The 14,110-nt window shown below is 69.4% G+C and carries 12 protein-coding genes and 1 riboswitch; of the genes, 6 read left to right on the top strand and 6 right to left on the bottom strand.

Annotated elements, in window-relative coordinates:
* The first annotated feature begins 21 nt into the window (after positions 1-21).
* Together OG580_RS24175 and def are read left to right on the top strand one after the other, a co-directional pair.
* Entirely contained in the window at positions 22-1,002 is a 981-nt protein-coding gene (locus tag OG580_RS24175; RefSeq protein WP_267045764.1) for a hypothetical protein, read from the top strand.
* 61 nt (positions 1,003-1,063) lie between these two features.
* Complete coding sequence (gene def / locus OG580_RS24180) at positions 1,064-1,693, top strand: peptide deformylase (RefSeq protein ID WP_267045765.1); 630 nt, start codon at positions 1,064-1,066, stop codon at positions 1,691-1,693.
* A 64-nt stretch (positions 1,694-1,757) separates the two neighbouring features.
* On the opposite strand, the gene OG580_RS24185 is transcribed toward def, so the two are convergent.
* From OG580_RS24185 to OG580_RS24210, 6 genes are all read right to left on the bottom strand, one after another.
* Positions 1,758-2,771, bottom strand: a complete 1,014-nt coding sequence (locus OG580_RS24185; RefSeq protein WP_267045766.1) for a ribonucleotide-diphosphate reductase subunit beta — start codon at positions 2,769-2,771, stop codon at positions 1,758-1,760.
* Positions 2,771-5,137 (bottom strand): ribonucleoside-diphosphate reductase subunit alpha, encoded by a 2,367-nt coding sequence (locus OG580_RS24190; protein WP_267045767.1) that lies wholly within the window; start codon positions 5,135-5,137, stop codon positions 2,771-2,773. The genes OG580_RS24185 and OG580_RS24190 overlap by 1 nt, the downstream gene beginning before the upstream one ends.
* A gap of 131 nt (positions 5,138-5,268) precedes the next feature.
* Positions 5,269-5,413, bottom strand: a riboswitch (cobalamin riboswitch).
* Positions 5,414-5,450: 37 nt separating this feature from the next.
* Positions 5,451-5,951, bottom strand: coding sequence for a GNAT family N-acetyltransferase (locus OG580_RS24195; RefSeq protein WP_267045768.1), 501 nt, complete (start codon positions 5,949-5,951; stop codon positions 5,451-5,453).
* Positions 5,952-6,034: 83 nt separating this feature from the next.
* Entirely contained in the window at positions 6,035-7,666 is a 1,632-nt protein-coding gene (gene mctP, locus OG580_RS24200; RefSeq protein WP_267045769.1) for a monocarboxylate uptake permease MctP, read from the bottom strand.
* Positions 7,663-7,917, bottom strand: coding sequence for a DUF3311 domain-containing protein (locus tag OG580_RS24205; RefSeq protein WP_267045770.1), 255 nt, complete (start codon positions 7,915-7,917; stop codon positions 7,663-7,665). The genes mctP and OG580_RS24205 overlap by 4 nt, the downstream gene beginning before the upstream one ends.
* A gap of 208 nt (positions 7,918-8,125) precedes the next feature.
* Entirely contained in the window at positions 8,126-8,890 is a 765-nt protein-coding gene (locus OG580_RS24210) for a GntR family transcriptional regulator (RefSeq protein ID WP_267048105.1), read from the bottom strand.
* 284 nt (positions 8,891-9,174) lie between these two features.
* Here OG580_RS24210 and OG580_RS24215 point away from each other — a divergent pair, with 284 nt between their 5' ends.
* The 4 genes from OG580_RS24215 (at position 9,175) to OG580_RS24230 (ending at position 14,108) form a co-directional block, all read left to right on the top strand.
* The gene (locus OG580_RS24215) at positions 9,175-10,473 is read left to right on the top strand and encodes an extracellular solute-binding protein (protein WP_267045771.1); all 1,299 of its coding nucleotides are present in this window, start codon (positions 9,175-9,177) and stop codon (positions 10,471-10,473) included.
* 216 nt (positions 10,474-10,689) lie between these two features.
* Entirely contained in the window at positions 10,690-11,712 is a 1,023-nt protein-coding gene (locus tag OG580_RS24220) for a carbohydrate ABC transporter permease (RefSeq protein ID WP_267045772.1), read from the top strand.
* A gap of 26 nt (positions 11,713-11,738) precedes the next feature.
* Positions 11,739-12,575 (top strand): carbohydrate ABC transporter permease, encoded by an 837-nt coding sequence (locus OG580_RS24225; protein ID WP_267048106.1) that lies wholly within the window; start codon positions 11,739-11,741, stop codon positions 12,573-12,575.
* Between the two features lie 9 nt (positions 12,576-12,584).
* Positions 12,585-14,108 (top strand): glycoside hydrolase family 3 protein, encoded by a 1,524-nt coding sequence (locus OG580_RS24230; protein WP_267045773.1) that lies wholly within the window; start codon positions 12,585-12,587, stop codon positions 14,106-14,108.
* Positions 14,109-14,110 lie beyond the last annotated feature (2 nt).

The raw sequence follows: 14,110 nt of genomic DNA on the forward strand, positions 1-14,110 counted from the left end.
GGCGACCGGCAGGCGGGAATCGTGAGGATCTTCGGGAAGGTACGGCATCGGCCCTCCGCCTCGTGGCGGCAGGCCACCGACCGCGCGTTCACGCTGATCGGCGACGGGCGGTACGAGGACGCGGGCGCGCTGCTGACACGTGCGGCGGATCTGGAGCCCTGGCTCTCGGAGTCCTGGTTCAACCTGGCCCTGCTGCACAAGTTCCGGCACGACTGGGAGCAGGCCAGGGCCGCCGGGCTCCGCGCGGTCGCGCTGCTCGACAAGGAGACCGGCGCCCCCGACTGGTGGAACGTCGGCATCGCCGCCACCGCGCTCCAGGACTGGCCGCTGGCCCGCCGCGCCTGGCAGGCGTACGGACTCAAGGTGCCCGGGGCCTCCGCCGGCACCGGCGAGCCCGCCGGCATGGAGCTGGGCAGCGCAGCCGTCCGTCTCTCGCCCGAGGGCGAGGCCGAGGTCGTGTGGGGCCGCAGGCTCGACCCGGCCCGCATCGAGGTCCTCTCCATCCCGCTGCCCTCCTCGGGGCGCCGCTGGGGCGAGGTCGTCCTCCACGACGGCGTGCCGAACGGCGAGCGCACCACCACCGCGGGCCCGTCCTACCCGGTCTTCGACGAGATCGAGCTGTGGGCGCCGTCCCCCGTCCCCACCTGGGTGGTCCTCCTGGAGGCCGCCACCGAGGCCGACCGGGACGCCCTGGAGCAGCTCGCCTCCGACGCGGGCTTCGCCGCCGAGGACTGGTCGTCCTCCGTGCGGCTGCTCTGCCGCGCCTGCTCGGAGTCGACCATGCCGAGCGCCGAGGGCGAGGGCGAGCACTCCGACCCGCACGATCACAGCGAGCCCGGGCACCCCGGGCCGCTCGGCCACCGCTCGCCCGGCGAGCTGTGGGTCCCGGAGCGTGAGTGCGGCATCGCGGCCCCGCCGGGGCTGGTGCGCGGGCTCCTCGACGGCTGGGTGGCGGACAGCCCGGACAGCCGTGAGTGGCGTGATCTGGAAGAGGTCTGCTGACGACTGCCCGTAGGCTGTACGGGATCGTTTACTGGGGTTCCGAGGAAGGCACGCGCCGGACATGACGCAGCAGGAAACTGACGAGCAGACCAACGAAGGGTTCGTCGTCGACACGGAGGACTGCGAGGCGCGTGAGCTCGCGTACCGCGAGCGGGGCACGGCCCGCCCGATCACCGTCGTCGGCAACCCGGTGCTCCACAAGGAGTGCAAGGACGTCACCGAGTTCGGCGATGAGCTCGCGGCGCTGATCGACGACATGTTCGCCAGCCAGAAGGCCGCCGAGGGCGTGGGCCTCGCCGCGAACCAGATCGGTGTGGACCTCAAGGTCTTCGTCTACGACTGCCCGGACGACGAGGGCGCCCGGCACACCGGCGTCGTGGTCAACCCGGTCCTCCAGGAGCTCCCGGCCGAGCTGCGCGTCCTCGACGAGTCCAACGAGGGCTGCCTGTCCGTGCCGACCGCCTACGCCGAGCTGGCCCGCCCCGACTACGCGGAGGTCCACGGCCAGGACGCCCAGGGCAACCCGATCAAGGTGCGCGGCACGGGCTACTTCGCCCGCTGCCTCCAGCACGAGACGGACCACCTGTACGGCTACCTGTACATCGACCGGCTCTCCAAGCGCGACCGCAAGGACGCCCTGCGCCAGATGGCCGAGAACACCCCGCGGTACGAGACCGTCCCGAACGTCTGACCCGGCCTACGAGGAAGGGCCCCGCACTCCTGGAGTGCGGGGCCCTTCCTCGTATCCGTACGGACTAGAAGTCCTCGTCGAGGTCCACCGAGCCCTCGACCGCCACCTGGTAGGCGGACGGGCGGCGCTCGAAGAAGTTGGTCAGCTCCTGGACGCCCTGGAGCTCCATGAACGCGAACGGGTTCTCGGAGCCGTACACCGGGGCGAAGCCGAGGCGCTGGAGGCGCTGGTCGGCGACGCACTGGAGGTACTCGCGCATCGACTCGGTGTTCATGCCGGGCAGCCCGTCGCCGCACAGGTCGCGGCCGAACTGCAGCTCCGCCTCCACGGCCTCCTTCAGCATGTCCGTGACCTGCTGCTGGAGCGCGTCGTCGAAGAGCTCCGGCTCCTCCTTGCGGACGGTGTCCACGACCTCGAAGGCGAAGTTCATGTGCATCGTCTCGTCACGGAACACCCAGTTGGTGCCGGTGGCCAGGCCGTGCAGCAGGCCGCGGGACCGGAACCAGTACACGTACGCGAAGGCGCCGTAGAAGAACAGGCCCTCGATGCACGCCGCGAAGCAGATCAGGTTCAGCAGGAAGCGACGACGGTCGGCCTGGGTCTCCAGGCGGTCGATCTTCTCCACCGAGTCCATCCAGCGGAAGCAGAACTGCGCCTTCTCGCGGATGGAAGGGATCTCCTCGACCGCGTCGAACGCGGCGGCGCGGTCGTCCGGGTCGGGCAGGTAGGTGTCGAGCAGCGTCAGATAGAACTGGACGTGCACGGCCTCCTCGAACAGCTGGCGCGACAGGTACAGGCGCGCCTCCGGGGAGTTGATGTGCTTGTAGAGCGTCAGGACCAGGTTGTTCGAGACGATCGAGTCGCCCGTCGCGAAGAACGCGACCAGACGGCCGATCATGTGCTGCTCACCGGGGGTGAGCTTGGCGAGGTCGGCGACGTCCGAGTGGAGGTCGACCTCCTCCACCGTCCACGTGTTCTTGATGGCGTCCCGGTAGCGCTCGTAGAAGTCCGGGTAGCGCATCGGACGGAGGGTCAGTTCGAAGCCCGGGTCGAGCAGGTTCTTGTTGTCGCTGGACATTACTGGCAGGCCTCGCAGGACTCGGGGTTCTCGAGAGAGCAGGCGAGGGCGTCCGCGTCGGGGGTCGCCTGCTGGAGGGGGATGGGAGCGGCGGCCGCGGTCGACGCCTGCGCGGCGCGGGCGATCCGGGTCGCCGGGCGGGAGCGCAGGTAGTACGTCGTCTTCAGACCCTGCTTCCAGGCGTACGCGTACATCGACGACAGCTTGCCGATCGTCGGCGTCTCCAGGAACAGGTTCAGGGACTGCGACTGGTCCAGGAACGGGGTGCGGGCGGCGGCCATGTCGATCAGACCGCGCTGCGGGATCTCCCACGCCGTGCGGTACAGCTCGCGCACCTCGGCCGGGATCCAGGTGAAGCCCGCCACCGAGCCGCTGGCGTCGCGCAGCGCGTCCCGGGTCTGGGCGTCCCACACGCCGAGCCGCTTCAGCTCGTCGACCAGGTACGAGTTGACCTGGAGGAACTCGCCCGACAGCGTCTCGCGCTTGAAGAGGTTGGAGACCTGCGGCTCGATGCACTCGTAGACGCCGGCGATCGAGGCGATGGTCGCCGTCGGCGCGATCGCCAGGAGCAGGCTGTTGCGCATGCCGACCGCGGCGATCCGCTCGCGCAGGGCCGCCCAGCGCTCCGGCCAGTTCAGCTCGACGTCGTAGTGGTCCGGGTGCAGGACACCGCGGGCCGTACGGGTCTTCTCCCAGGCCGGGAGCGGGCCGCTGCGCTCGGCGAGGTCGGCGGAGGCCTCGTACGCGGCGAGCATGATCCGCTCCGCGATACGGGTGGACAGCGCGCGCGCCTCGGGGGAGTCGAAGGGCAGCTTCAGCTGGAAGAAGACGTCCTGGAGGCCCATCGCGCCCAGGCCCACCGGCCGCCAGCGGGCGTTGGAACGCCCGGCCTGCTCGGTCGGGTAGAAGTTGATGTCGACGACCCGGTCGAGGAAGGTGACGGCCGTACGGACGGTCGCGTCGAGCCGCTCCCAGTCGATGTCCCCGCCGACCACGAACGAACCCAGGTTCACCGAACCGAGGTTGCAGACGGCCGTCTCGCCGTCGTTCGTGACCTCGATGATCTCGGTGCACAGGTTCGAGGAGTGGACGACCGTGCCGGGCTCGGCGGTCTGGTTGGCCGTCCGGTTCGAGGCGTCCTTGAAGGTCATCCAGCCGTTGCCGGTCTGGGCCAGGGTCCGCATCATCCGGCCGTAGAGGTCGCGGGCCGGCATCGTCTTGCGGGCCAGGCCCTTGGCCTCGGCGGCGCGGTAGGCCGCGTCGAACTCCTCGCCCCACAGGTCGACGAGCTCGGGCACGTCCGCCGGGGAGAAGAGCGACCACTTGGCGTCGGCGTTGACCCGGCGCATGAACTCGTCCGGGATCCAGTGCGCCAGGTTGAGGTTGTGCGTACGGCGCTGGTCCTCGCCCGTGTTGTCGCGGAGCTCCAGGAACTCCTCGATGTCCGCGTGCCAGGTCTCCAGGTAGACGGCGGCGGCGCCCTTGCGTCGGCCGCCCTGGTTCACGGCGGCGACGGAGGCGTCGAGGGTCTTGAGGAACGGGACGATGCCGTTGGAGTGCCCGTTGGTGCCCCGGATCAGCGAACCGCGCGCGCGGATGCGGGAGTAGGAGAGCCCGATGCCGCCGGCGTGCTTGGAGAGGCGCGCGACCTGGTGGTAGCGGTCGTAGATGGAGTCCAGCTCGTCCTGCGGGGAGTCGAGGAGGTAGCAGGAGGACATCTGCGGGTGGCGGGTGCCGGAGTTGAACAGCGTGGGGGAGGACGGCAGGTAGTCCAGACGGCTCATCAGGCCGTACAGCGCGCCGACCTCGTCGAGCGCGCGGACGCTCTCGTCCTCGGCCAGGCCGCAGGCCACGCGCAGCATGAAGTGCTGCGGGGTCTCGATCACCTTGCGGGTGATCGGGTGACGCAGCAGGTAGCGCGAGAAGAGGGTGCGCAGACCGAAGTAGCCGAAGCGGTCGTCGGCGGCGCCGTCGACGGTCGCGTCGAGCCGGTCCGCGTGCAGCGCCACGAAGTCGGCGGTGCGGTCGGCGATCAGGCCCTCGCGGTGGCCGACGGCCACGGAGGCCGAGAAGGAGACCGCGCCCTGGCCGGCCGCCTCGTCGGCGATCGTGATCGTCAGGAGCCGGGCCGCGAGCCGGGAGTAGGCCGGGTCCTCGGAGATGAGCCCCGCGGCCGCCTCGGTGGCCAGCTCGCGCAGTTCCGCCTCGTCCGCCGTGGCGCTGCGGCCGCGGAGGGCGGCGGCGGCGACCTTGCCGGGGTCGGTGTCGGGGAGGTCGGCGGTGAGATCGGTCAGGGTCCGCAGCAGCACGGTGCCGGGTCCGTCGCTCTCGATCGCCGTGGCCGGATCGGCGGGCGCGATGGTCACGTGGGGGCTCTCCCTCGCTCGGCTCGGGGCCGCGGCGGGGGAAGGCGGGCAGGCGGCCGTCCGTACGCCGGACGCGCCGCGTCCACCGGCCCACTCCGCGAGGCCCGGACGTCAGTGACACCCGGAACGGACGGACCGGGCGCGCTGTCGGCAGGTCCTCGGACTCACCTCGTACGCGCGTATGGGTACGAAGCACACCGTTGCGGGACAGTTCCGGATTCGCGCCGGATTTCCCTGCGTCGACAGCGAGGTCGAGCATACATGTGGGGGGCGCCGCTCATCGCACCCCCCACATGTTGTGTCGTCCCGTGGGTCAGAACTCCAGGGCGTACGTCCGCAGACTGTGCCCGGGAACCGGATCCCAGTCCCGCTCGGGGGTGCGCACGAAGCCCATCCGCTCGTAGATCCGGTGCGCCGCGACCATCTTCGGGTCCGTGGAGAGCACGAGCCGCGCGCAGCCCGGCAGAGCCCGCGCCCGGTCCGCGCAGAAGCGTACGAGCGCCTCTCCGACGCCCCTGCCGCGGGCCTTCGGGGAGACCACCAGCATCCGGAACTCGGCCTCGCCGGCGACGGCGATGTCCGCCCAGGTGGTGGCGCCGGGGGCGAAGGTCACCCCGCCGATGATCCCGTCCTCCGCGTCGACGGCGACGAGCACCTCGGCCTCGCGGGCCCGCCGGGCCGTGTCCCGGAGCACGTCCAGGTAGAAGTCGTCGGCCCCGTGCAGCAGCAGCCCGTCGTTCAGGTAGGTCAGCCCGGTGAGTTCGCCGAGCTCCTCGTACTCCTCGGGCCGTACCGCCCTGATCGTGAAGTCCATGGGAGCAGTCTGCCTCGGGGCACGGGAAAGGGGCCCGGGATTTCCTGTCGGAGATCCCGGGCCCCTTCCTGCAGGTCGTACGGTCAGTGCACTCCGGCGTCGACCTTCGGGGCCTCCTTGCGGGCCGGAGCGTCGCCCGCGTCGGCCGTGTAGTCCTCGGGGGAGGTCTCGTCGACGCCCTCGGGGGCCTTGACGGCCTTGAGGACGAAGGTCAGGACGACCGTGACGACGAGGTTGAGGACGAAGGCGGTGAGGCCGATGTAGCCGATCTCGCCGATACCCGGGATCTCGGCGGAGGATCCGCCGAAGTGCTTCTGCGTCGGGCTGGCGACGCCGTACGCGGCGACCGTGCCGTAGACCATGCCGACGGCCCAGCCGGCGAGCAGCGCCCAGCGGTGGAACCAGCGGGTGAAGAGGCCGCCGACCAGCGCCGGGAAGGTCTGGAGGATCCAGATGCCGCCGAGCAGCTGGAAGTTGATCGCGACCGTCTTGTCCATGGTGAGGACGAAGGCGAGCGCGCCGACCTTCACCAGCAGCGAGACGAGCTTGGAGACCTTGGTCTCCTGGGCCGGGGTCGCGTCGGGCTTGATGAAGTCCTTGTAGATGTTGCGGGTGAAGAGGTTGGCCGCGGCGATCGACATGATCGCGGCCGGGACGAGCGCGCCGATGCCGATCGCGGCGAAGGCGACGCCCGCGAACCAGTCCGGGAACATGGTCTCGAAGAGCTGCGGGATGGCGAGCTGGCCGTTCTTGACCTGGATCCCGGCGGCGATCGCCATGAAGCCGAGCAGCGCGAGCAGGCCCAGCATCAGCGAGTACAGCGGCAGGATCGTGGTGTTGCGGCGGATCACCTCACGGCTGCGCGAGGACAGCGTCGCCGTGATCGAGTGCGGGTACATGAAGAGCGCGAGCGCCGAGCCGAGCGCCAGCGTCGCGTACGTCCACTGGCCCGCCTCGCCGGGGACCAGCGTGCCGCGCGGCTTGCCGGTCGCCGGGTTGGTCTGCGCGTAGGCCTCGCCGGCCTTGGCGAAGATCTCGTCGAAGCCGCCGAGCTTGATCGGGATGTAGATGATCGCCACGGCGATGACGATGTAGATCAGGGTGTCCTTGACGAAGGCGATGAGCGCGGGCGCGCGCAGCCCCGAGGAGTACGTGTACGCCGCGAGGACGCCGAAGGCGATGAGCAGCGGCAGGTCCTTGATGAACCAGTGGGTGGTCTCGCCGCCGCCGACGCCCATCACGTCCAGGACGGCCTGGATGCCGACGAGCTGGAGCGCGATGTACGGCATGGTGGCGAGGATGCCGGTGACCGCCACCGCGAGCGACAGGCCCTTGGAGCCGAAGCGGCCGCGCACGAAGTCGGAGGTGGTGACGTATCCGTGCTTGTGCGAGACCGACCAGAGGCGCGGCAGGAAGGTGAAGATCAGCGGGTAGACCAGGATCGTGTACGGGACGGCGAAGAAGCCGGCCGCGCCCGCCGCGTAGATGGCCGCGGGAACGGCCACGAAGGTGTAGGCCGTGTAGAGGTCGCCGCCGAGCAGGAACCAGGTCACCCAGGTGCCGAACGACCGGCCGCCCAGGCCCCATTCGTCGAGGCTGTTCTCGTTCTCGGCCTTGCGCCAGCGCGAGGCCAGGAAGCCCATGACCGTGACGCCCAGGAAGAACAGGATGAAGACGGCGAGTGCCACGCCGTTCACGCCGGTCACGTCCTTCATCGCGCGTCACCTCCCTTACGGGCACGCTGGTCCAGCTGCCACAGCTTGTACGCGATCATGGTGAGAACGGTGGAGATCAGCACCCAGAGCATCTGGTACCAGTAGAAGAACGGGATGCCGGCGAAGAGCGGCTCCGTCTTCGCGTAGGAACTCACCCAGAGCATCGCCACGAACGGCGCGAACAGACAGAGCGCGATCACCACCCGTAGGGGGGTGATGGTCGGTTGTTTCCCTTGTGTCGCTTCTGACATGGCGATTCGTCCCCTCGCTGATCACCTCGGTAATGGTGGGGAAATCTAGGGGACGCCTACGCTCCACGGAACCCCTGTCCGCATAACGGAAGCGTTTTCCTTGGGTGATGGCGCCGGGAACGCCGAACGGCCGCACCCCCGCCGGGTGCGGCCGTTCATGTCGTACGAGAGCGTTCGCCCGGCATCGGCCGGGCGCGGTCGGCCTCGCTCAGTCGGTGGGCCGCTTCAGACGCGCCACGAACTTGTACCGGTCGCCTCGGTAGACGGACCGCACCCACTCCACCGGCTCGCCCTGGGCGTCCAGCGAGTGCCGGGAGAGCATCAGCATCGGCAGGCCCACGTCCGTGCCGAGCAGACCGGCCTCGCGCGGGGTGGCGAGGGAGGTCTCGATGGTCTCCTCGGCCTCGGCGAGGTGCACGTCGTAGACCTCGGCCAGCGCCGTGTACAGCGAGGTGTACTTCACCAGCGAGCGGCGCAGCGCGGGGAAGCGCTTCGCCGACAGGTGGGTGGTCTCGATCGCCATCGGCTCGCCGCTCGCGAGGCGCAGCCGCTCGATGCGCAGCACCCGGCCGCCGGCCGAGATGTCGAGCAGACCGGCCAGCGTGTCGTCGGCGGTCACGTACCCGATGTCGAGGAGCTGCGAGGTGGGCTCCAGGCCCTGGGCGCGCATGTCCTCGGTGTACGAGGTGAGCTGCAGGGCCTGGGAGACCTTGGGCTTCGCCACGAAGGTGCCCTTGCCCTGGATGCGCTCCAGGCGGCCCTCGACGACCAGCTCCTGCAGTGCCTGGCGCACGGTCGTGCGCGAGGTGTCGAACTCGGCGGCGAGTGTTCGCTCCGGCGGGACCGGCGTGCCGGGCGGCAGGGTCTCCGTCATGTCGAGCAAGTGCCGCTTCAGTCGGTAGTACTTGGGCACGCGCGCGGTGCGGGTGGCGACCCCGCTCTCTGACTCCGTGCTGCCCGCGTCCGTGGCCATGGCCTGCCTTCCCGACTCCTGTGCTGCTGCCGTCACCGGCTCCTCCGTCTGTAGCGGCTCACATGGTGGCACGGACCGGTCACGGGTCGTCGCCCTCCCTCAGGTGTCGGTCCGATAACGGACGCGACTGCCCTTCTTATACACCCTTGACACCCCTAAAGGTCTAGGCCAAGCTCCGGGTACTGGTCTAAACCATTAAAGACCAGGTCCCAGCCCCACGAGCACTACCCGACGTATGTCTTCGCGCGGTGGGCAGGGGTTGCAGCATCCCTGAGGAGGGTGGCGTGAAGCGCAAGCTCATCGCGGCGATCGGCGTCGCGGGCATGATGGTCTCTATCGCTGCGTGTGGTTCTGACAGCGACAAGAAGGAGACCACCGGCGGCAAGCCGGCGGCCGGTGGCGACAAGTCCCTGACCGTCTGGGTCATGGACGGCTCCGCTCCGGACGCCTGGATGGCCGAGGTCAACAAGGCGTTCGAGGCCAAGCACCCGGGCGTCAAGGTCAAGGTCGAGAAGCAGATCTGGAACGGCATCCAGGAGAAGGTCACCACCGCTCTCTCCGAGGACACCCCGCCGGACGTTCTGGAGCTCGGCAACACCCAGACCGCCGGTTACGCGGTCACCGGCGGTCTCGCCGACCTGACGGCCGACAAGGCCGCGCTCGGCTACGACGGCTGGAACAAGGGCATGACCGCCTCCAGCGAGCTGGACGGCAAGCTCTACTCCGCCCCGTGGTACGCCGCCAACCGCGTCGTCATCTACGACAAGGCCGCTTACAAGAAGGCCGGCGTCACCCCGCCCAAGACCCGCGCCGAGTGGATCGAGGGTCTGAAGAAGCTCAAGGCGTCCGACCCCAAGGGCCAGGCGATCTACCTGCCCGGTCAGAGCTGGTACGTCCTCGCCGGTCTCATCTGGGACGAGGGCAGCGACCTGGCGGTCAAGGACGGCGACAAGTGGAAGGGCAACCTGTCCTCCCCCGAGGCCGTCAACGCCATGAACTTCTACAAGGAGCTGGCGTCCTACTCCACCGCTCCGAAGGACAAGGACGAGGCGACCCCGCAGCAGTCCACCGACGTCATCCCCAAGGGTGGCGTGGCGTCCTGGATCGGTCTCGGCTGGGAGGCCGGTGGCGCGATCGACGCCATGAAGAAGGCCGGCAAGACGGCCGACTTCGGCTACTTCCCGATCCCGGGCAAGACCGCTGACAAGCCGGGCTCCGTCTTCTTCGGTGGCTCGAACCTCGCCATCTCCGAGCGTTCCAAGAACAAGGACCTCGCGAAGGAGTGGCTGGCCCTCGCCGCCGGCAAGGACTTCATGGCGAAGTACGCCACCGCCACCGAGGGTGCGCTGCTTCCCAACAACGACGCCGCGCAGTTCAAGCCGGCCGCCGGGTCCTTCGCCGAGTCCATGGCCCTCGCGGCCCCGGTCGGCAAGATCACCCCGGTGACCCCGGGCTGGGCGAACGTCGAGACCGCTCCGAACCCGATCAAGGACTTCATGACCAAGGTCCTGAAGGGCGAGGACGCGAAGACCGCCGGCGAGGCGGCCGACAAGGTCATCAACGAGCGCATCAACCAGCAGTAATTCCCAGCCCGGTGGTGCGGCCGGTTCGCACCGGCCGCACCACCGGCGCTTTGCAGTGATGCACCGATGCGGTGACGCGTGGGTGCAGTGGTGCAGCGATGCAATGACGCGGCGATGCGATGACGCAGCGAAGCGGAGATGCAGTGATCAGCGGCCCGCTCCCCCGGGCCGTGCCCCGGTGGGCGCGGGAGCCCCAGAACCGCGAGGAATAAGACCATGACCGTGGACTCCCAGGGGACGGCCAGCGCCGCTCCTCAGGACGCGCCCGGGAGGGCGGCAGGGAAGTCTCAGACTCCGCCATCCCCTTCCGGCTCGAAGGAAGTCCTTCAGCCCTCGCGCGGCAGACGCTCCCTGCCGAGTGGGCTGCTGCCCTATCTGCTTGTCGCGCCGGCCCTGCTGTCCATGGCGGTGCTCCTGCTCTACCCGCTGGTCCGCAATGTGATCCTCTCCTTCCAGTCGATCAACCGGAAGGAATTCATCACCCGCGAGACGGTCTGGACCGGCTTCGACAACTACACGGACCTCCTGAGCGACCCGGAGTTCTGGACGGTCGTCGTCCGAAGCATCGTCTTCACCGCCGTCAACGTGGCCCTGATCATGGCCATCGGCACGGGCATCGGCCTCCTGCTGAACCGCCTCGGCAAGAAGATGCGACTGGTCCTCTCGCTGGCCCTGATGTTCGCCTGGGCCATGCCGATCGTCGCCTCGGTCACCGTCTTCCGCTGGCTCTTCGACGAGCAGTTCGGCGTCGTCAACTGGCTCATGCGCACGCTCGGCTTCTCGGGCTACGAGCAGCACAACTGGTTCGAGACGGGCTTCTCCACCCTCGTCATCATCCTGATCCTGCTCGTCTGGGGCTCCGTCCCCTTCGTCGCCCTCAACATGTACGCCGCCCTGACCACCGTCGGGTCCGAGCTGTACGAGGCCGCCAAGATGGACGGCGCGAGCGGCTGGCGGACCTTCTGGGCCGTCGTCTTCCCGAACCTGAAGTCCTTCTTCATGATCACCACGTTCCTGGAGATCATCTGGATCTTCAAGGCGTTCGCCCAGGTCTACGCCATGAACCAGGGCGGCCCCGACCGCGGCTCCGAGACCCTCCCGGTCTTCGCCTACATCGAGGGTGTCGGCCAGTTCCACTACGGTGTCGCCGCCGCCATCTCCGTCCTGACGATCGTGATGCTCATCGCGGTCATGTCCTTCTACTTCCGCCTGATCCTGAAGCAGGAGGAGGAGCTGTGAGCACCACCACCCAGACTCCGCAGAAGCTGCGTACCAGGAAGCCGCTCACGGTCGGCACGGTCGCCAAGAACGTCAGCGCCCTCGTGATCGCGGTGGTGTTCGTCTTCCCCGTGTACTGGATGTTCTCGTCCTCGCTGAAGCCGCAGCACGAGATCATGACGAAGGACCCTGTCTTCGTCTTCTCCCCGACGTTCGAGAACTACACGACCGCGACGGGCGTCGACCTGTTCTGGACGTACGTCCAGAACAGCCTCCTCGTCACCGTCGGCGCCGTGCTGCTCGCCCTCGTCGTGGCCCTGGCCGCGAGCTTCGCGATCGCCCGCATGAAGTTCAAGGGACGCAAGGGCATCGTCCTGATCGTGATGCTGGCGCAGATGGCCCCCTGGGAGGTCATGGTCATCGCGATGTACATGATCTCGCGTGAGAACGACATGCTGAACAGCATCCCGATGCTCACGCTCGTCTACTTCGTGATGGTCCTTCCCTTCACCATCTGGACCCTGCGCGGCTTCATCGCCGCCGTCCCGGTCGAGCTGGAGGAAGCCGCCCAGATCGACGGCTGCACCCGGGGCCAGGCCTTCCGCAAGGTGATCTTCCCGCTCCTCGCCCCCGGCCTGATGTCGACCTCGCTCTTCGGCTTCATCACGGCGTGGAACGAGTTCGCGATGATCCTCATGCTGAACAAGGACAAGGAGTCGCAGACCCTGACGCTCTGGCTGACCCAGTTCCAGACCGCGTTCGGCAGCGACTGGGGCGCCACCATGGCCGCCTCCACGCTCTTCGCCCTGCCCGTGCTCATCGTGTTCCTCTTCCTCCAGCGCAAGGCCGTCGGCGGCATGACCGCCGGCGCGGTGAAGGGATAACGGCGTCTCATGACCACTCTCGTACACGGCTCGGACACCCTGACCCGGGACGCGCTCACGGTGCTGCAGCCCGGCTTCGTCGGCACCACCGCCCCCGACTGGCTGCGCCGCCACATCGGCGAGGGGCTGTCGTCGGTCGGTCTCTTCGGCCGGAACATCGTCAGCCCGGATCAGCTCGCCGCGCTCACCGCGCAGCTGCGCGCCGAGCGGGACGACGTCCTCGTCGCCATCGACGAGGAGGGCGGTGACGTCACCCGCCTGGAGGTCAAGGAGGGCTCGTCCTTCCCCGGCAGCTACGCGCTCGGCAGCGTCGACGACGTCGAGCTCACCCGGGCCGTGGCCCGCGAGCTCGGCCGCCGGCTGGCCCGGTGCGGCGTCGACCTCAACTGGGCGCCCTCGGCGGACGTCAACTCCAACGCCGAGAACCCGGTCATCGGCGTCCGGTCCTTCGGACCGGACCCGGACCTGGTCGCCCGGCACACCGTGGCGTACGTCGACGGCCTCCAGGGCGTCGGGGTCGCGGCCTGCACGAAGCACTTCCCGGGACACGGCGACACCAACGTCGACTCGCACGACGCGCTGCCCCGGATCGATGTGGACCTCGCCACACTGCACGCCCGTGAGCTGGTACCTTTCCGCGCCGCCATCGCCGCGGGTACCAAAGCGGTCATGAGTGCGCATATTCTGCTTTCCGCGCTCGACCCGCACCGCCCGGCCACCCTGAGCCCGCAGATCCTCACCGGTCTGCTGCGCCAGGAGCTGGGCTTCGACGGGCTGATCGTCACCGACGGCATGGAGATGCAGGCCGTCGCGGCGACGTACGGCATCGAGCGTGGATCCGTCCTCGCGATCGCCGCGGGCGCCGACGCCATCTGCGTCGGCGGCGGGCTGTGCGACGAGGACACCGTACTGCGACTGCGCGACGCGCTGGTCGACGCGGTACGGACCGGTGAACTGCCCGAGGAGCGGCTGGCCGACGCCGCGGCGCGCGTGCGCGCCCTGGCGGCCTGGACCCAGTCGCACCGGGCCAGGGGGGCTGAATCGGTGTCGGGCGCGGCAGTGCAGGAGGGGACCGCGCCCGGCGCCGACATCGGACTCGTGGCGGCCCGCCGGGCCCTGAAGGTGACCCGGGGAGAGCGGCCGTACGCACCGGTGGCCAGCGCTCCCTACGTGGCCTCCTTCACCCCGGTCGCGAACTTCGCGGTCGGCGACGAGACGCCCTGGGGCATCGCGGCGGAGCTGGAGCGCCTGCTGCCCGGCACGGAGACCGGCTCCTACGCCGAGGCCTCCGTGGACGCCGTCCTCGCGGCGGCGGGGGAGCGCCGGATCGTCGCGGTCGTACGCGACGCCCACCGCCACCCGTGGATGACCGAGGCCCTGGACGGCCTCCTCGCGGCCCGCCCCGACACCGTCGTGGTCGAGATGGGCCTCAACGAGGCGGAGCCCCGTGGGGCCCTGCACATCGCCACGCACGGTGCGGCCCGCGTCTGCGGCCGCGCGGCCGCCGAGGCCGTGGTCGGCACCGGCTCCTGACC

The sequence above is a fragment of the Streptomyces sp. NBC_00094 genome, from assembly GCF_026343125.1.
Classification (GTDB): Bacteria; Actinomycetota; Actinomycetes; order Streptomycetales; family Streptomycetaceae; genus Streptomyces.